Source organism: Limnobacter sp. (assembly GCF_043511195.1).
Classification (GTDB): domain Bacteria; phylum Pseudomonadota; class Gammaproteobacteria; order Burkholderiales; family Burkholderiaceae_B; genus Limnobacter.
The window spans coordinates 2,843,532-2,862,381 of the sequence record NZ_CP121330.1; the positions used below are offsets into that span (position 1 = coordinate 2,843,532).

The following is an 18,850-nucleotide window of genomic DNA, read 5'->3' on the forward strand; positions in this document are numbered from 1 at the left end:
CTTCAGTTCACATTAACGAAGGTTGGTAATGGTCTGGAAAATCGAGTCTTGTGTTTTGATGGTCTGTGAGTTGGCCTGATAAACCCGCTGTGCGGAAATCATCGCAACCAGTTCAGCTGTCAAATCAATGTTCGACTCTTCCAAAGCGCCCGACTGAATAATGCCGAAGGCAGTGTCTTCACTCAGCGACACCAGTTCGGGGCCAGACGAGTTGGTGGCCAACCAGCCGTTTGAACCCACTGGCTGCAAACCTTCCGGATTCGGGAACCGATACAAACCGATCTGCGCATGGTTTACCAACTGGCCGTTTGCATAGCTGATGGTCAGCATGCCGTTGGCGCCCACATCAAAGCCCGCAAATGGAGAAGACTCAAAACCGTCTTGACCCAGGTTTTGCACCACAAATGAGCTGCCGTACTGCGTGGTGTTGCTCATATTGAAAGTGAACTGGTTGGGTGCAGTGCCAGTGGAAGAAAACGGCACGCCGCTCGCGGTCACGAAACGCGACATGTCCACAGTCAGGTTGCCGGTGTTGGGTGTAGTCAGCAAACCATCGACGCCATATTGCAGGTTGGCTGAAGTGGATTGCGCTGGCGCAGCAGTTACTGCCACGGGGGCGGTACCTACGTCCACTTGAGTGCCATCGACTGTGGCAAATACTGACCAATCGTTTGACGCTTCCTTGCGCATGTACACGGCCATGATGTGTGCACCGCCCAACTCGTCATACACCGTCATCGATGTTGAGTTGTTGAAGGTATTCAGGTTTGCAGGGTCAAACACCAAAGCGGGATCGATGGCTGGAGCACGTGCATCCAGGTTTAATTCAAGACGACCTGAACGTGTTGCAGCGGGAGGAATGCTGCCGCGTGGAACCAGAATGTCCTGAGCTACATCGGATGGACGGCCAGTGGCGGCATCAACCGGGAAACCCTGCAACTTGTCGCCGCGGGAGTTCACGATGAGGCCCGCATTGTTCAGCGTGAATTGGCCGTTGCGAGTGTAAATGTTGTCGCCATTGCCAGCCTGTACCTTGAAAAAACCAGTACCGCTGATGGCCAGATCCAAAGGATTGCCGGTGACGTTGATGTTGCCCTGTTTGAAGTTTTGCGTAACCGCAGCAAGGCTGGTACCCAGACCAATGCCATTGGTGGAACGCGCGCCGTTGAACGCACGGGCGAATACATCAGAGAACTCTGCCTCGGATCCTTTAAAACCCACCACGCTGGCGTTGGATACGTTGTTTGCAATGACTTCCAAACCGCGCTGTGCTGCGTTCAGACCACTCAAACCCTGCTGGAAACTACCACCTGCTGAAAAAGCCATGCTTGACTCCTTGAAAAATCTTTAAATTAGAAAACCTGCTTGATGTCTGCGAAACTGACTTCGCCGCCATTGCTGGTTAAAAGTTTGGTGCCTTCCGCGCCGGCATTGCGCACGCCCTGAACCACAGACAGGGTCAGAGGTGTCACGCTGGCGTCCTTGCCTGCTGCTTTTGCTTCAATCTCGAACTTGTAATTCCCGACTGGCAGGGTGCTTCCATCGTTGCTTTTGCCGTCCCACTCAAACTGATGCGTGCCTTTGGACTGTGGGCCCAGGTCAATGGTGCGAACCACATTGGCACCTGCATCCAGCACATTCACACGCAGAATGTCGACGCTTTGATTCAACTCCATGGAGCCCACGGCGTTGCCATCGACCAAGGTCAGGTCGCTGCCCTCGGTGAGCACCGCACGGCCCAGCATGCTGGTGGCCTGGATGGTTTGGTTTGCATTCAGCGAAGCGGACACACCTTCCATGGTGGTGTTCAGTTTGTTGATGCCGGTGACCGTGTTCAATTGCGCCATTTGGCTGGTGACCTGCGCGTTGTCCATCGGGGCCAGTGGGTCCTGGTTTTTCAACTGGGCCACCAACAAGGACATGAAACGTTCCTGAATCGCTTCAGGGCTGTTCTCATCGACTCTCTTTTTGGCTGCTGTGGCGCCGCTGTTGTTACCCAGTGCGGAAGTTACATCAATCGTCATTTTTCATTGCTCCTTACTGGTTGCCCATGTTCAAGGTTTTCAACATCAACTGTTTGGCGGTGTTCATGACTTCAGCATTGGTCTGGTAGCTGCGGGAAGCAGCCAGCATGTCCACCATTTCTTCCACTGCATTCACATTCGGCATGTACACGTAGCCATCCTGATCTGCCATCGGGTGTTTGGGATCGAACATCTTCTTCGCTTCGGTTTTGTCCTCAACGATGTCTTTGACCTGTACGTTGTCGGCCAGGGCTGCCTTGCCCGGCGCGGCCTTTTGAAGCACGGCTTCAAATACAACCTTGCGGGCCTGATAGGCCGTTTCCGGACTGGAAGCCGCCGTGTCTTCGTTGGCCAGGTTACTGGCCACCGTGTTCAGGCGTGTGGTCTGTGCCTGCATGGCACCACCGGCTAACTTGAAAGAATTAAATAGCGACATGTTGTTTCCTTAAGCCTTATTGGTTGCCCGAGCCCATGGCCTGCTTCAAGGAAGAAATTCTTCCATTGATGGTGCGCAGGGCGGCTTCGTACTTCACGGTGTTTTCTGCAAATGCAGCACGCTCGCGGTCAATGTCGACCGAGTTGCCGTCAATGGCGGCATTGTTGCCACGGCGAAACTGCAACATCTCGGAAGTGGTCATGCCCGCATTGCCTTTGCCAGTAATGTGGCCCTGGTGGGTCACAGCCAATGCGCCAGCGCCATTGCCCAAACCAGGATTCGCCGGTGCACCCATGGAACCCTTATCTCCAGTGGCTGCCTTCAGCGCGCTTTTAAAGTCGAAATCGACTGCTTTGTAATTGGGGGTGTCTACGTTGGTAATGTTGGACGTCAATACCTCTTGCCGACGCGCTCTGATTTTCAGGGCCTCGGCAGAGAACTGCATTGCATCAGTAAGTTTGTCCAACATCGTTGAATCCTTCATACACGGACGGATGAATGGATTATTGAATTGATGCTGTCAAATCAAAGTGAAGATAAAGGGGGGAAAGGGTGCTCTTTTTCTGCTTAGGGTGCAGCAAGCTCCCGCCTAGGATGTTGTCATCGAGGCAGAAATTATTTCTTACAGTGACTTTTACGGCAGCAACGCCCAGAACTTGAATGAAATTTCACACTTTTTTTAAAACCACATTTCAAGCACTGCTGGCCCTTGCGCTACTGCAGGCCGGCTTGGCGCAGGCGGACAGCTCGCGCTGGGTGACAGAGACCCGCTTGAGTGAATTGGTGGACCCCGCATTGCTGCCGCCCGGCGCAAGTGTCGATGTGAAGTTTGTGAAAGCCGATGAACGCATTGGCAGCCTGCAATGCCCTGCTGCACTGTTTGCCAATTCGGCAGGCAACAAAATGTGGGGACGCACCTATGTGCGCGTGCAATGTGTGGGCTCAGACACAGCACCGTTTTTTTTGGGTGTGGATGTGAAAGTGTGGGCACCCGTGCTGGTGGTTAAAGGCACAGTGCAGTCTGGTCAGGTACTTGGCATCAATGATGTTGAGTTCAGAACCATGGATTTAAGTCAGCTTAGCCATGGCTGGGTCAGTGATCTTGCACATTTAAACAACAAAACTGCTGCGCGACAATTGTGGCCCGGCACCTTGCTCAAGTACGACCATTTGCGTGGTCAGGCCTTGGTGAAAAACGGCGACACGGTCAAAGTGATGATGAAAGGCCCGGGCTTTGCCATAGGCGGTACTGCCGTGGCCATGGGCGAAGCCGAGCTGGGCGAGGTGGTAAAAATCAAAACCGCGCAGGGCAAAATACTTCACGGTGTGGCGCGTGATGCGCTTTTGGTCGAGGTTAGTTTGTAAGGGTGATCCTAAAAAAGTAGGAATTCTTTCGAGAATTCGTTAAAGTAAGGTGGAATCGAGCCGTTAAGAAAACATACGAAACCCACTTAGGCTCTGCCCAACGCGGAGGACATCATGAGTATTAATAGAATAAACCCGGGAAGCAACCCGATTGACAAACTGACCAAGCCACAAGGTGGCAGCAAGTCAGCATCGGTTGGTTCCACTGAAAAAGCCAGTTCGGAAGGCGCGGTAGCAAAGCTGTCCGGGCAATCCAGTGAACTAAGTGCCGCTGGTGCTCCGTTCAATGCTGAAAAAGTGGCCGAGATCAAAGAGGCCATCAGCAATGGTGAATTTAAGGTCAACGCCGAGGCTGTTGCAGCCAAGGTGATTGAAAGTGCTCGCGAGTTGCTTGGTCAAAAGTAATTTTTGCCCTGGTGCCTCGGAGCTCAAACTGAGGATAGAACATTATGTCGCACGCTGACGCAGCAAAAAACTTGTACCGAAACCTGGCCTATGAATGTGACATGGCCATGGCGCTGGTTGATATCTTGCTTGAAGAGCAGGCGTGCCTGGTAAAACTGCAAACCACTGAACTGAACAGCCTGGCCCTTCGCAAAGAGGCCATGATGCTGGAGCTGGAAAAACGTTATTTGGCCAATGTACAAATGGCCAAGGCGGAAGGCTTTCAACCCAATATGGATGGCATTGCCTTGTGGACCGATGTGCTTGCAGCACACGAACCCCGCCTGTTGGGCACTTACTCCACCCTTCGCACTACGCTGAGCCATGCACAACGTTTGAACAACACAAACGGTGAGCTGGTTACAGAACAGTTGGCAGGCTTGCAGGAAAGAATTTCAATTTTGACTGCCGCCGCTGTGGCCGAACAAATGCCAACAGCCAGCGACACATATGGCCCCAAGGGCGGTATGAGCCAGTCAGCCTTAACGGGTGGCGCTATGCCCCGCGCGGTAATTCGTTAATCGTTAGCCAATAAGACACCAGTGCAGAAATTCGGGTCAGGTACTGATCAAATTGCACTGGTTTGACTGCAAAGCTGTTCACTCCCAACTCATAAGACCGCTTCACATCGCTGATTTCTCGCGAGGAAGAAAGCACCACGATTGGCATGGTTTTAAAGACATCGTGAGAGCGTAGAAATTTCAATACTTCCAAACCGTCCAGCTTGGGCAGCTTCAAATCCAGCAACACCAGTTTTGGCAAATTCAAGGCAGCGCTGTCTTTGGGATGATCCTCCATCAACTGCTTGAAATATTCGATGGCTCTTTCGCCATCTTCGAGCAGCACCGTGGTGGAGCTTGATGATGTTTTACGCACCACCCGCAGGGCGAGATCGGCGTCATTGGAATTGTCATCAACCAGTACTACATCAGCCATGGCAGAAATCCTTCTAGTCGTTCAGGTCGGCTTGTTCAGGCAGTGTGAATGTAAAGCAGGCACCCTGCCCCAATTCACCCCTGGCGCTGATTTCACCACCATGACGTTCAATAATTCGTTTCACAATGGCCAGGCCCACTCCGGTGCCATCAAAATCTTTTCTGTGGTGCAAACGCTCAAACACATTGAACAGCTTGTCTGCGTATTTCATGTCGAAGCCCGCACCATTGTACCGGACACTGAAGCTGTAAAAACGCCCCAGTTTCTCGCACTCAACGGTCACTTTGGGCTGGTCTGCCTTGCTGCTGAACTTCAAGGCGTTGTCGATCAAGTTCATCCACACCTGTTTTAGCAACACCGGGTCGGCGTAGACCACTGGCAGTTCGCACACTTCGACCACATTTTTACGTTTGGCGTCGAGCTGATCCAGAATTTGATCGAGCAGTTGATGTTGATCAACCCGCACACGCGCAACATCGGTTCGCAACAAGCGAGAAAAGTCGAGCAGGCCATCGATCAAACCACCCATTTGGCGCGCATTGTTGCTGATTCGATCAAGCAATCCACGGGCATCTTCGGGCAGGCCTTCTGCAAAGTCTTCTTTCAAGATGCTGGAGAAACCGTCAATGGCACGCAATGGCGCGCGCAGGTCATGCGACACGGTGTAAGTGAACGCCTCCAGCTCGGAATTGCTGCGGGTAAGCTCAGCGGTTCGATCGTTGATTCGTTGTTCAAGCGTACCGTTCAGGCCCTGCAAATCATCTTCAAAGACACGGCGCTCAACACACAGACCCAACAGTCGAATGGCGGTGAGCACACGCAACACATCATCATGGCCGGTGTTCTCGACACCTTTCTGGGCCACCATGATCCAGTACTCTGGCTGATTGGGCTCGACTGCTTTGCGCAAGGCAAACCACACCGAAGTAACTCCCAATTCACTGGCCCAATTGTCCTCGAAATAATGCTCGGGTTTCATTTTGGCGATCCACACCAAGCCGTGTTGATCGTGACCTTCCAGGGGCTCACACAACTGTTCCGCATTGTCCCAAAATGCTTGCCCCTTCTCCAGCGGCATACGCAGGTCTGGGTGTGTACCGCGAACCCGCCAGTAGTTGTGCTCCGATTTGTCCCGAAAGCCCAGCACCACTTCGGCGTGCACGGTGAGACAGTTTTTCAGGCCCCGTGCGTATGAAGCCGCCAGTTCAGGAATGGGTGCAGAAAGCAACACACCTTGCAACAGGGAACGCTGCAAGGAGAGCAATTGTTCATTCAGGCGTTTCTGCGTTCGATCGGAAGACACCCCCATGTAGCCCATAAAATCGCCTTTGGCGTTGTACAAGGGACGACCGGTGGATTCGAAAATAATACGCTCTGCATCTTGGGGCCAGTATTCAAAACACACCCGGTCAAAGGGTTGGTGGCTGTCAAGCAGTTCTTTGAATGTGTCCCAGTTGTAGCGTGGATCGATGCACTTCAAACCTTCGACATCCCAACGGGCCAGGCCGTCGAATGGCAGCTTGAAGCCGCTACGAGAGTTGTTGTTTTGGTCCCTGCCCCGATAAATGATTCGCACAATGGTGTGGGCGGAGTTTTGATGCCAATACCAGTCACCTGACAATTCCATGAGGCGACGCAACTGGCTTTCAGATTGAACGGAAGACTGGATAATTTCCAGCAAGCCGGACATGAGCTTGTTGCCCATGAACCAGGCACCCAGTACACCCAGTGCCAGGGTGAGCAGAATGGTTAACTTCCAGTTGCCGGGATCAGAGGTGGTGGCCGCCATGTAAAAAGCAGCCAGGGTCAAAGGACCAACGCCAGTGAGGATGACTAAAATCAGGGAGCGGTTGACCCTGGTGCGAGACTGCTCGAATGTTCTCGGTTTTCCCTGGGCTTTGGGATCTGCCATGTGTGCTTAGTGTTCGCGAAGCTTGGCTTTGAGGCGACTGACTGCCTGTGTGTGCAATTGGCACACACGGGATTCAGTGACTCCGAGCACAGCGGCGATTTCACGGAAGTTTAACTCTTGCTCATAATACAGTCCCATGAGCATTTTTTCACGTTCCGGCAGGTCTTCAATGGCTTGAATCAGATTTTCACGAAAACGTTGATCACCCAGCATTTCAAGCGGGTTGGCTTCTTCATCGCCACCAATTTGTCGGTCAAGGTAACCTTCGCCGTCGCCATCATCTGCGTAGTCGTCGTAGAACACCAGCGATGCGCCACGCGAGTCAAACAGCATGTCCTGGTATTCATCCAGGCTAACGCCCATGACTTCGGCGATCTCTTTCTCATTGGCCGAACGCCCAAGCTTTTGCTCGGCTTTCAGGGTTGCAGTTTCAATTTTTCGTTGCGCCTGGCGCACGCCACGGGGCATCCAGTCGGCCGCGCGCAATTCATCGAGCATGGAGCCACGAATTCGCTGGCTGGCATAGGTTTCAAACTGAGCGCCCTGACCTTCCTCAAAACGCGTAATGGCGTCCATCAGGCCAATCAGACCGGCCTGAATCAGGTCGTCGATTTGCACAGACGCCGGCAATTTGGCGATGAGGTGATGGGCCAACCTGCGAACCAACGGAATGTACTGGTCCACCTGCTTTGATTTGTCTAAAGTGCCCTGGGCTGTGTACATGGAGTCTGTGCTTCCTGTCTTGTTATTACGCCAGTGCGTGTTCGTCGAAAGAGCAAATGGCTCTTGCAATTCGGCGACCTGCCGCAATCATCTCCCGACCGACCTGGTTCAAGGCCTTGCCCGAGGGCAAAGCTGGCAAATGCCCCGCGTACTGCAGCGGATTGACCAGAAAGCTCGAAGTGCTTTCCAGCAAATTTGCAAACACGTGATCGGCTTCATCTGTGCTTCTTACACCCGCAACAATAACACGATGGTGAATATTTTCGTCTACCCCTTTGGAAGAACGAATGGCCTGAAAAGCACGCGTAACCGATCTTGCAGTGGGTTGTACGACCCAATACCAGTCGTCTTGCGGGGAAAACGCCTTGGCCAGTTCAACGGCCTCGTAGGGCAAAGTGGCATAAAAGCGATCGCAGCTCACGGGCATGCGGTGAAGCTTGCCCAGCAAAGCCACGGCTTGGGCCGGTTTTTTGGTCAGGGCTTCCAGGCCAATTCGGGCCACCACCAGGTATTGGGATTGCGCAAGCTCGATGACTTGGTCTTCCAGATTCAGCTTGCCATTGAAAAATTCGATCAGATCGGGCCGACCATGGGGTGGCAGCAACTGGGGCAGCCCCGCAACCGAGCCATCAAACAACACCGCGGCACGTTCTTGCCTTGCCTGCTGCTCCAATCCGAATCGGGCCAGGCAGGCCGCATAATCACTGGCCATGTCACCGAGAATCGGATGAATGGTGGCGGCTTTGCGGCCCAACAGGTGTCGAAGTGTTTTAGCTTGATCCATGTGTTCTAGTTGACCATGAAACTTTAAATTCCAGTCGTAGAGACTTGGGCCATTTTCCATTTCAATTCTTCGCTCGAGGCTTGAAACGCCTGACTGCTGCGCGCACGCATGGCGCGGTGCACCAACACGCGAGGATCAGCGGGGAACAAGTCTTCAGGTACGCGCTGGCCGGTGGCAATGTAATGCAAGGCCAGTTTGTGACGCATGACCACATCCAGCACACCACCGATTTTGATGGCTTCGTCGAGTTTGGACAAAATTGCGCCATTCAGACCAGTGCTCTTGTAATGACGAACAACGTCATCCAGGGTCTCTGGTTGGCTGGTGGCATTGAGTAGCAAAACGCGTTTTACATGGCTGTCGGTCAGAATTTTTGTTTGTTCTGCCACGCGTGAGTCACGCTGACCCATGCCCACGGTGTCGATCAAAATAAGGCGCTTGCGTTGCATGGTGTTGCGCAGCTGGTCACGGTCTGAATGAGTTTGTGCGGTGTAAACCTGAACACCCAGAATTTTGCCGTAAATGCGCAGTTGATCCTGGGCACCAATCCGGTAGCTGTCGGTGGTAATCAAGCCCAGCGAATCGGCGCCGTACTTCACCACGCAACGTGCAGCCAGCTTGGCTGTGGTGGTGGGTTTGCCCACGCCGGTGGGGCCAACCAAGGCGAAAGTACCGCCAGTTTCAACAATGTCTTTGTCGGCAGGCACCACGTTCAGGTTTTTCTTGATGACATTCATTACCCAGTCTTGCACCTGGCTATCAGTCAGGTCTGCAGGCAGTTTTTCAACCACGGTGCGTGCAAACAGGGGAGAGAATCCCGATTGTGTTAACTGGTTCCACAATTCGCCACGCTGGGGGTTCTTCTCCAGGGCATCGCGCCAGGTGATCATGGTCATTTGATCTTTCAGCAACTGGCGCATTTGCTTGATTTCTTCCAGCACTGCATTTTGCTCGTTGACCATGGCATCGCTGGCGGCTTGCGAGCGGCGTTTGGCCACATCGGAAATCATGTCCGGTGCAGGCATGGCACCTGGAATTTGATGGGTAACAGCAGGCGCACGGTTAATCAACACATCGCGCTGCGCTGCCACTTGCTGCGCAATTTTCTCTGCAGGTGTGGGCTGACGCGTGGCTTCTTGCGCGGCAAATTGAGTGCGCTCAGTCTTGGTCCAGGACACAGGTGCTGAGGACGCCGCAGGCTTCTCGGTCACGGTGTCGAGGTCTTCCGAAGAAGCTGCCAGCACTTCCGTTCCCGCAGCTGTTTGCTTGGTGGACAGAATGATGGCGTCTTCACCCAGTTCAGCGCGCAGCTTTTGCAAGGCCTCTCTTGTGGTGGGGGCTGTGAATTTTTTCAGCTTCATGCTTTCGCTCCTACGACTTGCGCAACGCGGATAGTACGGTTTTCAGGAATTTCACTGTGCGACAACACCCGCAGATTGGGGGCTGCACGCTTTAACAATCGGGCCATGGACAAGCGCAGGGCATCAGGCACCAGCAACACAGGGCTTTGGCCCAACTGCTCTTGGCGCCCGGCTGCGTCGGCGGTTTGGCGAGCCAGGTTTTCAGCCAGGTTGGGGTCAATGCCCACTTGGTCTTGCCCGGCGGCTGAATGGGCATGTGTAATCATCTGTTCCAGCTTGGGTTCCATCACCAATACGTTCAAATCGTCGGTGGTGCCCGCAAGGGCTTGAACAATTGCGCGACCTAGCGAAATGCGCACAGCTGCGGTGAGTTCCAGCGGGTTTTTGGTGCGAACGCCGTTTTCAAGCAGGGTTTCAAAAATAGTGCGCAAGTCGCGAATGTGTACGCTTTCGTCCAGCAGGTTTTGAAGCACTTTCTGAATCACTGCAACATCCAGCAATTTCGGTGTGAGGTCTTCCACCACTTTCGAAGACGTTTTTGCGCAATGGTCCAGCAACTGTTGGGTTTCCGTGCGGCCCAACAATTGGGCAGCCGATGTTTGCAAAATATGCGACAAGTGCGTGGCCACCACTGTGGAGGCATCCACCACGGTGTAACCGGCAGCGTTGGCCTTTTCTTTCTGATCGTCGGAAATCCACACGGCAGGCAAACCAAATGCGGGGTCGGTGGTTTGTGGACCGGGCAACTGCATGGTGACACGGCCTGGGTTGATGGCCAGGTGTTGGTTCGGGAACACTTCGCCCTCGCCCATGCACACGCCTTTCAACAAAATACGATACACCGAGGGACGCAGTTCAAGGTTGTCGCGCAAATGCACGGCCGGTGGCAGAAAACCGATTTCCTGCGCAAACTTTTTGCGAATGGCTTTGATTCGCTTGAGCAAATCGCCGTCTTGTTTGTTGTCCACCAGGGCGATCAAGCGATAACCCACTTCAAGTGCAATGGTGTCGATGGGCACCAGGTCGTCCCAAGTGGCTTCCTGGGCTTCCGTTGTAGCAGCCTTGATTTTGGCTTGGTCGTCGGTGGTTGCAACCACTTTTTGAACCACGCCTTTTTGCGCGAGATGATACGACAGGTATCCAAACCCGGCCGCCAGCAGCAAGAATGCAAAACTGGGCATGCCGGGAATAATACCCAACAGAGCCATAATGCCAGCGGTGATGCCCACGGCCTGTGGAGACTTGAGCAGTTGACTGGCCAATTGGGTGCCAATGTCCTGGCCCTGCCCTACGCGGGCAACCACCAAACCGGCTGCAATCGAAATAACGAGTGCGGGAACCTGAGCAACCAGGCCGTCGCCAATCGCGAGCAATACATAATTGCTGCCAGCGTCGGCGAAGGTCATGTCGTGTTGTGCAACACCTACCGCAAAACCACCAATGATGTTGATGATCAAAATCATGATACCGGCCATGGCGTCGCCACGAACGAATTTGCTGGCACCGTCCATGGAACCAAAAAACTCTGCCTCTTGGCTGACTTCAGCGCGGCGCTTGCGGGCCTCGTCTTCTGCAATCAAACCAGCATTCAAGTCGGCATCAATCGCCATTTGTTTGCCGGGCATGGCATCCAGGGTAAAACGGGCAGACACTTCAGCAATACGGCCAGCACCCTTGGTGATTACCACGAAGTTGATCAACATCAGGATTACAAACACGACAATACCCACAGCCAGGTTGCCGCCAACCAGAAAGTGGCCGAAAGCCTCAATCACCTTGCCGGCAGCATCGGGGCCTTCATGGCCGTGCATGAGCACCACGCGCGTTGATGCCACGTTCAGACTCAGGCGCAGCAATGTGGTCACCAACAGGATGGTGGGGAAGGCTGCAAAATCAAGGGGACGGGTGGTGTAAAGCGCTGCGACCAGCACCATGAGGCTGAGCGCAATGTTGAAAGTAAAAAACAGATCAAGGGCGAAAGGCGGTACGGGCAAAATCATCATGACCAGGATCATGATGATGAAGATTGGCGCGCCCAGGGTTTTAACCTTGTCGCCAGTCAAGCTTGCCTTTATAAAGTCCAGTGAGAATGCGGTGGTGGCCACAATTCCGCCCATCAAGTTGTTAACGGTTCAATTATGGAAAACTTTAGCTTTTCTCAACGGAGGAATTGAAGGCGATTTACCGCCTTATTGTGGATTGGGTTTCACTTTCTCGACCGCTCGTTAACTGCCCGATCGGCTTGAGTTTCAATCTCTCGCCTGAAAACCTGTATTTCCCTTTTTGAAATTCACCCTGACTCACCTCGCTCGGCAAAAGGGCGGGCCGAGTCTCGGTGTCGGCCTTTGGCCGACCGTGGCGGGTGAATTCAAACGGGCAGGTTTTCTTGAAGGCGAGGCGATCGAAACACCGCCGCCGATTGGGCGTTGAACAGCGGTGAGCTGCGCGGTGGTGGAGAGACGCCGGCGCCGGTGACTTAGAGCGGAACCTGCAAGTGGACGCGCACGGTAGGTTTAAGCCAACTCGGCAGTGGGATTGCTTGGGACGCACTTCAAGAAAACCGCCCCGTTTGAGTTTAGTCGCAGCGTTCGGCGTCACGCCGACACCGAGACTCGGCCCGCCCTTTTGCCGAGCGAGGTGAGCAAGAATAAATTCAAAAAGGGATCAAGTGGTTTTCAGTGCGGAACAAGTAACCCATGCCGAGTTGGCAAGAAACCTCTGCGGTGATCATCAAGCCGCCGGCCCGGGATCCATGCCTTCCGGAATATCCGCTTCTCCCGGCACTTCCACCATGTGGCCTTTGCCTTCCGCAAGCGCATACACATACGCCAGCAACTTGGCCACCGCCGTGTACAAAGCACCCGGAATTTCCTGCTCAAGTTCTACATTGGAATACAAAGCACGGGCCAATGGGGGAGCCTCAACCATGGGCACCTTGTTCTCTTTGGCCACTTCACGAATTTTCAAGGCCAGCGGGCCAATGCCTTTGGCCACCACCCGCGGCGCACCTTTGCCATCCTTGTCGTACTTCAAGGCAACTGAATAGTGCGTCGGGTTGGTCACGATCACGTCGGCATTCGGAACAGAAGCCATCATTCGGCGGCGTGCTGCTTCGCGCTGCATGCTCTTGATCTTGCCTTTCAGGTGCGGGTCACCGTCCGACTCTTTGGACTCGCGCTTGAGTTCTTCCATGTTCATGCGCAAACCCTTGTAGTAACGCCACAACTGGTAAGGCACGTCGATTGAAACAATGAGTAAAAATGCAATCGCAAGGATCAATGCGTCCTTGATGGTGATTCGCGCGGTCTCCGCCATGCCATGCTCAAGCGGCATGGCTGAAAGCTGGGTGAACTCACCCAAATCCTGCATCAACAACAAGTAACCCACGCCACCCAACACCACGGTTTTTAGAATGGCTTTCACCAACTCCGCCAACCCGTTCACTGAAAAAATGTTTTTCAAGCCTTTGATGGGGTTCAGTTTAGAAAGCTTGGGTTCAAGCGGTTTGGTCGACCAGTTAAAGCCACCCACTGCAACATTGGATGCAATCGCAGCCACTACCACCACGAGAAAAAGGGGAACAAGAATAAACAGGCTTTCCTGCAACATGGACACCCATTTCAAGCCCATGTGTTTGGTATCAAATGCCTGGGCACGGTCTAGAACCAATCCCTGGCGCATCAACTTTTCACTTTGGCTGACCAACTCGCCACCCATGGTGTAAAGCAAACCGACACCCGCGAGCAGCACAACGCCCCCGCCCAGTTCTTTGGAACGGGGAAGGTTGCCCTCTTCCCGCGCTTTACGGATCTTCTGTTCCGACGCGGGTAAGTCTTTTTCCTGATCGGTTTCTTCTGCCAAAGCAGCACCTGAAGTGTTGGAATGTTCTTATTATGAAAAGGATACGCGCAATTCAAAACCCCGATTTGAGCGGGTAACATGGGATTCTTCTGGATTCAAGACCAAACACATGCATTACGACCCCCGCGAGGCGCTAGAGCGCATCGACAACGACACCGACCTTCTGGCCATGCTGATCAAGGTATTCATCAAGGAATGCCCGAATTACATTGGAAAACTGCAAACCGCATGCGACAGGCAAGACCTGAGCGCTTTGGGCGATGCGGCACACAATGTGAAGGGCGCAAGTGCTGCCATCGGTTTTGAAGACTGCCGAAGCCTGGCAGAGGAACTTGAAGTGACCTGCCGACAGTCGGGTGTTAAGAGTATTTCGCACTTCGAAAACAGCACTGCGAGGTTGATCGAGATATTGAACACCTGCGAAACACCCCTGAACGACTGGGCAAAAAAAAACCGCGCCTAAGCGCGGTGAGAAACGGACCCCTATCCGTTTTTTAATACTGATCCTTAGTCTTTGATCAACAGCTCAGGGCTGAAGACCAAACGCAGACCACCCCAGTGGCGAACATTGATTTCAATGGGCAAAGACAAATCATTGAGAACCTCGCCGGTATCGCGACGATAAGTTTGCAGCAACCAGGGCGACAGGTTTTGCGCAGCACGCAAGCCAACGGGGTCGCTGAACATGCGTTTGTCGCGACTTTCAACCAAATCGGTTTTCAGGTCACCCGTCAAGGGGCGCGAGTATTTGCTGTTGTGGGTTGGCGCATAACCCTTTCTATCCACACACAGAGAGAACACGGAGCCAGGTACATTGGCCACCAATTGATCGTACGCACTCTGCAATTCACGCTCTACAGCCCTGTCGTAACGGGTACTGTACTTTTGAGGGTTCGAGTTGGGCACTGGCTTGTAGGCTTCATCGAAAATGTCATGTCCGTTGTCCAGCGCTTGAATCAGAATGTTTTTGCACTGTTCACGCACCAGAACGGCCTGCTCGATAATTTGCTCGTAAGCCCCTTTGCCAATTTTGAATCGAGCCACCAGCTCCTTGATTCGGTCTGTGGCTGAAGCCAGTTCAGAGCTTGATTTTTCAGATTCGCTGGTTTGATTGATGACAGACTGGGCGGTTTCACGTATTTCAGAGGCCTTGCCCGACACTTCCATATTGATTTGCTTGACCGACTGCACCTGCTGGGTGACATCGTTGATCTGCGTGCTCATTTCTTCAAAACTGTGCACCATGCCAGAGAACTTGGCCGATGAGTTGCTGACCGTTTCCTGGCCTTTCAAAATGCTTTGATTGATTTCCCGGGTTTCTTGCTGAGTTTCGCCAACAAGTCGAAGCATGGAAGAAATGTTGCCACGAATTTCACCTGTGGCAGACTTTACACGCTCGGCCAGGCCACGCACTTCGTCGGCCACCACTGCAAAACCGCGACCGTGTTCGCCGGCTCGTGCCGCTTCAATTGCAGCATTCAGGGCCAGCAAATTGGTCTGGTCTGAAATGTCATTGATCAACTTGACGATGTTTTCGATGCCTTTGCCGGTTTCTGCCAGTTTTTCAACCGTATGTCCAAAGCTGTTCAAACTGCCCGAGGCTGAGTTCATTTCATCGGCCACAGTCAGCAATTCGCGGTACGAGGAGTTGACTGTTTCCAGATGTTCCTCCGTGGCACGCGACAAATAACTGGCACTGTTGGCCACGTTTTCCATCGCACTGGAGGCCATGTCGGCTGCCTGAAAAATTTCGGAAGTAATGTTGCCTTGTTTGTCAGCCGTGCGGCTGGCGTCTTTCAAGCTGCCAGACACGCGCACTGATTCCATGGACACTTGTGCCGTCATTCGGCGAATCTCGTGAATCAGATCACGCAAACGCACCATGAAGGCATTGTAGTTCTCGGCCAAACCGCGCAGTTCATCTTCAGTGACCGTGGGTAAATTCACCGACAAGTCACCTTCGCCGTTTGCAAGTTGGTCCATGCGCTCGCTCAGCAAATGCACAGGGCGCACAATCAGGTGGCGCAGGTACACAAATGCACCTGCACAGGCCAGCAAGGTAAACCCAAGGGCACCACTAAGAATGAGACGGAAATCACTGATTTGTTCTGGGGCAAGTTTGTCCATGGCCCAGCTGTAAATCACCAGGTATCCGATTAAAACAACAGCGGATATACCAGCCACGTTACCAAACAATTTTCGACTGAGCGTGTAGAAAAAACCTTTCTCAATCGAGCGATACAGTGAACTCATAAGGTCAACTCCTTGCCCCCCGCTTGGTCTGCGAGGTGTGTGTGTAAATGTCATTGGCAACTTGCGCCGATGTATTAATTATCGAAGCAAAACGAGTCAACCATATGGGTTAGGAAACATGGAAAACCATGCTAGTTCAAGTTACAGTTTGCCCTCGATCAACTCTCGAAGTTCAAGCACCAGAACTAGCAAACCCTCACCGGACAATGTCGCCCCGGCAACACCTTTGGGCTTGACGCCGTCCAGTGGTTTGATCATGACTTCGTCCTGACCCACCAGGGAATCAACCGCGAGAATGCAAGACTTGTTTCCACTGATGGTTAACACACCCACTTTTGGCGTGGGCGCACTTTCGCGACCAATCAAGGTGGCCAGATCGAGCAATGGAATGACTTCTCCGCGAACCACCATGGTGGGCTTGCCGCCCACGTATTGCACTTTGTCTTCTTCGATCGGAATAATTTCCCGAACACAAGACAAAGGCAGTGAATAGATTTGCTCTTCAAGCTTCAACATCAACACGGGGAAAATTGCCAAAGTCAGTGGCAGCAAAATGGTGATGGTAGAGCCCTGTCCGGGTTCGGATTGAATTTCAATGCGACCATTGAGGCGTTGAATATTGGTTTTCACCACATCCATGCCAACACCACGGCCTGAAATATCCGAGATTTGATCTTTGGTTGAGAACCCGGGCAAGAAGATCAGTTGCAGGCTTTCCTGCACACTCAACTGCCCTGCTTCTTCGGCACTGATCAAACCTTTTTCAACCGCTTTTTCGCGAATGATTTCAGGACGCATGCCGCGGCCGTCGTCCTGAATTTCAATCACGATGTGATCACCAGTTTGACGGGCAGAAAGATTCACAATCCCTTTCGGGTTTTTACCATATGCGGTACGGTCTGCAATGGTTTCAATGCCATGGTCGACAGCATTGCGCACCAAGTGAATCAAGGGGTCGTTCAACTCTTCGAGAATGGACTTGTCCACCTCGGTTTCTGCGCCTTCAATCACCAGTTCAACGTCTTTGCCCAACTGTCGTGAAACATCACGAGCAAGGCGACTGTATTTCTGGAACACGCGGCCCACTGGCTGCATGCGCGCTTTCATCACGGCCGACTGCAAATCAGAAACCAGCATGTCGAGTTGCCCGACAACCGTGTCAAGCGACTTGATCAACTCATCACTGCTGGCACCCGAGGCGAAGGCCTGGAACAAACAGTTCAAGCGGTTTTTGGTCAATCCGATTTCACCGCTGAGGTTCAGGATTTGATCAAAACGCGCTGTGTCCACGCGAATGGTATTTTCTTTTTGTACGGCCGCTGCAGGCTGCGCGGCTTTGGCTTTCGGTGCAGGTGCTTTGGGGCGCACTGCGGCAGCGGCCTGCCTAGCAATTGCCTCGGTGGCCATGTCACTGCTCAGTGCTGCCTGTTCAAGTTCGCGTGGTGGTACACCCACCACCGCCTCGTACAAGCCCGCCCAATCCAGATCATCCTCGGAAATTTCCGCGAGATCATTGAGTGTTTTGTTCGGCTTCACCGCAGGCGCCGCCGTGGCAACTTCTACAACAGGGGCCGCGGCAGCTGCCACAGTGCGTCCTTCAATTGCAGCAACCAAGGCGTCCAGCAATTCTTGAGGTGCTGCACCGGGCTGATGGCCGTTGCGCATTTCACCAAACATGCGATGCACCTCGCCAGTGGCCGCCATGATGGAGTCCATCATTTCAGCATCCAACACCAGTTTTTTGGAACGCAATAAATCGAACAGGTTTTCTGTTTTGTGACACAACTCAACCAAGTGCGTGGCTTCCAGAAAACCGGCCCCACCCTTGATGGTGTGGAAGCCGCGGAACACGGTGGCCAACAGGTCGGCGTCTTCTGGGCTTTGCTCCAGTTCGACCAGTTTGCTGTCCACGTCTTCCAACAAGTCGCCTGCCTCGGTCAAGAAGTCCTGTAGCAGTTCGACATCACTGAATGCGCTCATTTATTTTCTCCCACGTCAGCCCGGCTGTTGTTTGTTGTTAGAAGCCGAGGCTTTCCAGCAGGTCATCGACCTGACTTTGATTGCTGCACACATCGGCACGACCTTCTGCATTGATGGCCGGACCATTGAGGAATGTTTCTTCAACCTGCTTGCGCTGGTCGGGTGGCGTGGTGTCGAGCAACAACTGCACCAGCTGTTCTTTGCCATCATGATGTCGGTCAGGTGACCACCCAGTTGCCCACTGTACTGGCTAATCTCTTTGATGAATTCGCGGTTTTCGTGGGCATGCGACTTGAACTCTTCCAGACTCATCTCGTTGTTGTAGAGGCGATCCCATTGCTTGTCGAGCTCGGCGGCGCGGGCAGACACATCGTCATTCAGTTTTTGCGAAGCCTCGACTGCGGCCAGCACCTTCTCGGCGGCTTTGCCTGTCAGGTCAGCAATGTAATTCAAGCGGGCGCGCGCATCAGGCAAGGCATTGACTGCATGTTCAACGCTTTTGTCGTAGCCCAGTTCGCGCAGCGCGTCGTGCAAGTTGCGGGTGAGCGAACCCACACGGCGAAACACATCGTGAGGTTCTTCGTCAGCGGCAGCGAAACTCGCCTGGGCCTGAACTTTGATGTCAGTACTCACGGCCGCCTGGGGTTCTGCTGATGGCTCACCATCCCACACACGTTGTTCTGCAATCTCATCAAACAACGCTTCCAAATCGTCGTTATCACCACTTTTCAGATTATCTGGGCTCATCGTTGCGACCTCTCCATTTCTGAT

The 18,850-nt window shown here is 53.2% G+C and carries 17 protein-coding genes and 1 pseudogene; 4 read left to right on the top strand and 14 right to left on the bottom strand.

Going from position 1 to position 18,850, the window contains the following annotated elements:
• Positions 1–12 precede the first annotated feature (12 nt).
• The 4 genes from flgE to flgB are packed head-to-tail and all read right to left on the bottom strand — an operon-like array spanning position 13 to position 2,929.
• Positions 13–1,326 carry a flagellar hook protein FlgE gene (flgE, locus tag P0D43_RS13500; protein WP_341237699.1) on the bottom strand — a complete coding sequence of 438 codons (1,314 nt, stop codon included), beginning with the start codon at positions 1,324–1,326 and terminating at the stop codon, positions 13–15.
• Between the two features lie 26 nt (positions 1,327–1,352).
• Positions 1,353–2,024, bottom strand: coding sequence for a flagellar hook assembly protein FlgD (locus P0D43_RS13505; protein WP_341237700.1), 672 nt, complete (start codon positions 2,022–2,024; stop codon positions 1,353–1,355).
• A gap of 13 nt (positions 2,025–2,037) precedes the next feature.
• A complete protein-coding gene (gene flgC / locus P0D43_RS13510; RefSeq protein ID WP_394672663.1) occupies positions 2,038–2,460 on the bottom strand; it encodes a flagellar basal body rod protein FlgC in 423 nt (140 codons plus the stop codon).
• Positions 2,461–2,476: 16 nt separating this feature from the next.
• Positions 2,477–2,929 carry a flagellar basal body rod protein FlgB gene (gene flgB, locus P0D43_RS13515; RefSeq protein WP_394672664.1) on the bottom strand — a complete coding sequence of 151 codons (453 nt, stop codon included), beginning with the start codon at positions 2,927–2,929 and terminating at the stop codon, positions 2,477–2,479.
• A gap of 191 nt (positions 2,930–3,120) precedes the next feature.
• Here flgB and flgA point away from each other — a divergent pair, with 191 nt between their 5' ends.
• The 3 genes from flgA to flgN all read left to right on the top strand — a co-directional run bounded on the left by flgA (position 3,121) and on the right by flgN (position 4,790).
• The gene (gene flgA, locus P0D43_RS13520) at positions 3,121–3,825 is read left to right on the top strand and encodes a flagellar basal body P-ring formation chaperone FlgA (protein ID WP_159571686.1); all 705 of its coding nucleotides are present in this window, start codon (positions 3,121–3,123) and stop codon (positions 3,823–3,825) included.
• A gap of 114 nt (positions 3,826–3,939) precedes the next feature.
• Complete coding sequence (gene flgM / locus P0D43_RS13525) at positions 3,940–4,230, top strand: flagellar biosynthesis anti-sigma factor FlgM (protein WP_159571689.1); 291 nt, start codon at positions 3,940–3,942, stop codon at positions 4,228–4,230.
• Positions 4,231–4,274: 44 nt separating this feature from the next.
• Positions 4,275–4,790, top strand: coding sequence for a flagellar protein FlgN (gene flgN / locus P0D43_RS13530; RefSeq protein ID WP_159571692.1), 516 nt, complete (start codon positions 4,275–4,277; stop codon positions 4,788–4,790).
• Here the strand turns inward: flgN and P0D43_RS13535 are convergent.
• The 7 genes from P0D43_RS13535 to flhB all read right to left on the bottom strand — a co-directional run bounded on the left by P0D43_RS13535 (position 4,765) and on the right by flhB (position 13,846).
• Positions 4,765–5,205 (bottom strand): response regulator, encoded by a 441-nt coding sequence (locus P0D43_RS13535; protein WP_008251752.1) that lies wholly within the window; start codon positions 5,203–5,205, stop codon positions 4,765–4,767. The two genes, flgN and P0D43_RS13535, sit on opposite strands and share 26 nt — an antisense overlap.
• 13 nt (positions 5,206–5,218) lie before the next feature.
• On the bottom strand, positions 5,219–7,117 hold the full coding sequence (locus P0D43_RS13540) for an ATP-binding protein (protein WP_394672665.1): 1,899 nt from the start codon (positions 7,115–7,117) through the stop codon (positions 5,219–5,221).
• 6 nt (positions 7,118–7,123) lie between these two features.
• Positions 7,124–7,840 (bottom strand): RNA polymerase sigma factor FliA, encoded by a 717-nt coding sequence (locus P0D43_RS13545; protein ID WP_159571698.1) that lies wholly within the window; start codon positions 7,838–7,840, stop codon positions 7,124–7,126.
• A gap of 25 nt (positions 7,841–7,865) precedes the next feature.
• On the bottom strand, positions 7,866–8,684 hold the full coding sequence (locus tag P0D43_RS13550) for a hypothetical protein (protein WP_394672666.1): 819 nt from the start codon (positions 8,682–8,684) through the stop codon (positions 7,866–7,868).
• A complete protein-coding gene (flhF, locus tag P0D43_RS13555; RefSeq protein ID WP_394672667.1) occupies positions 8,648–9,985 on the bottom strand; it encodes a flagellar biosynthesis protein FlhF in 1,338 nt (445 codons plus the stop codon). The genes P0D43_RS13550 and flhF overlap by 37 nt, the downstream gene beginning before the upstream one ends.
• The gene (gene flhA / locus P0D43_RS13560; RefSeq protein ID WP_394672668.1) at positions 9,982–12,102 is read right to left on the bottom strand and encodes a flagellar biosynthesis protein FlhA; all 2,121 of its coding nucleotides are present in this window, start codon (positions 12,100–12,102) and stop codon (positions 9,982–9,984) included. Before flhA ends, flhF begins: the two co-directional genes overlap by 4 nt.
• Before the next feature lie 613 nt (positions 12,103–12,715).
• Positions 12,716–13,846: a flagellar biosynthesis protein FlhB gene (flhB, locus tag P0D43_RS13565; protein WP_159571710.1), complete on the bottom strand. Its 1,131-nt coding sequence runs from the start codon at positions 13,844–13,846 to the stop codon at positions 12,716–12,718.
• A gap of 109 nt (positions 13,847–13,955) precedes the next feature.
• On the opposite strand from flhB, the gene P0D43_RS13570 reads away from it, so the two are divergent.
• Entirely contained in the window at positions 13,956–14,309 is a 354-nt protein-coding gene (locus P0D43_RS13570; RefSeq protein WP_159571713.1) for an Hpt domain-containing protein, read from the top strand.
• A 44-nt stretch (positions 14,310–14,353) separates the two neighbouring features.
• On the opposite strand, the gene P0D43_RS13575 is transcribed toward P0D43_RS13570, so the two are convergent.
• The 3 genes and pseudogenes from P0D43_RS13575 to P0D43_RS13585 form a co-directional block, all read right to left on the bottom strand.
• Entirely contained in the window at positions 14,354–16,099 is a 1,746-nt protein-coding gene (locus tag P0D43_RS13575) for a methyl-accepting chemotaxis protein (RefSeq protein WP_394672669.1), read from the bottom strand.
• Between the two features lie 141 nt (positions 16,100–16,240).
• Positions 16,241–18,079, bottom strand: coding sequence for a chemotaxis protein CheA (locus P0D43_RS13580; RefSeq protein ID WP_394672670.1), 1,839 nt, complete (start codon positions 18,077–18,079; stop codon positions 16,241–16,243).
• Positions 18,080–18,116: 37 nt separating this feature from the next.
• A pseudogene (locus tag P0D43_RS13585) lies at positions 18,117–18,826 on the bottom strand (protein phosphatase CheZ).
• Between the last annotated feature and the right edge of the window lie 24 nt (positions 18,827–18,850).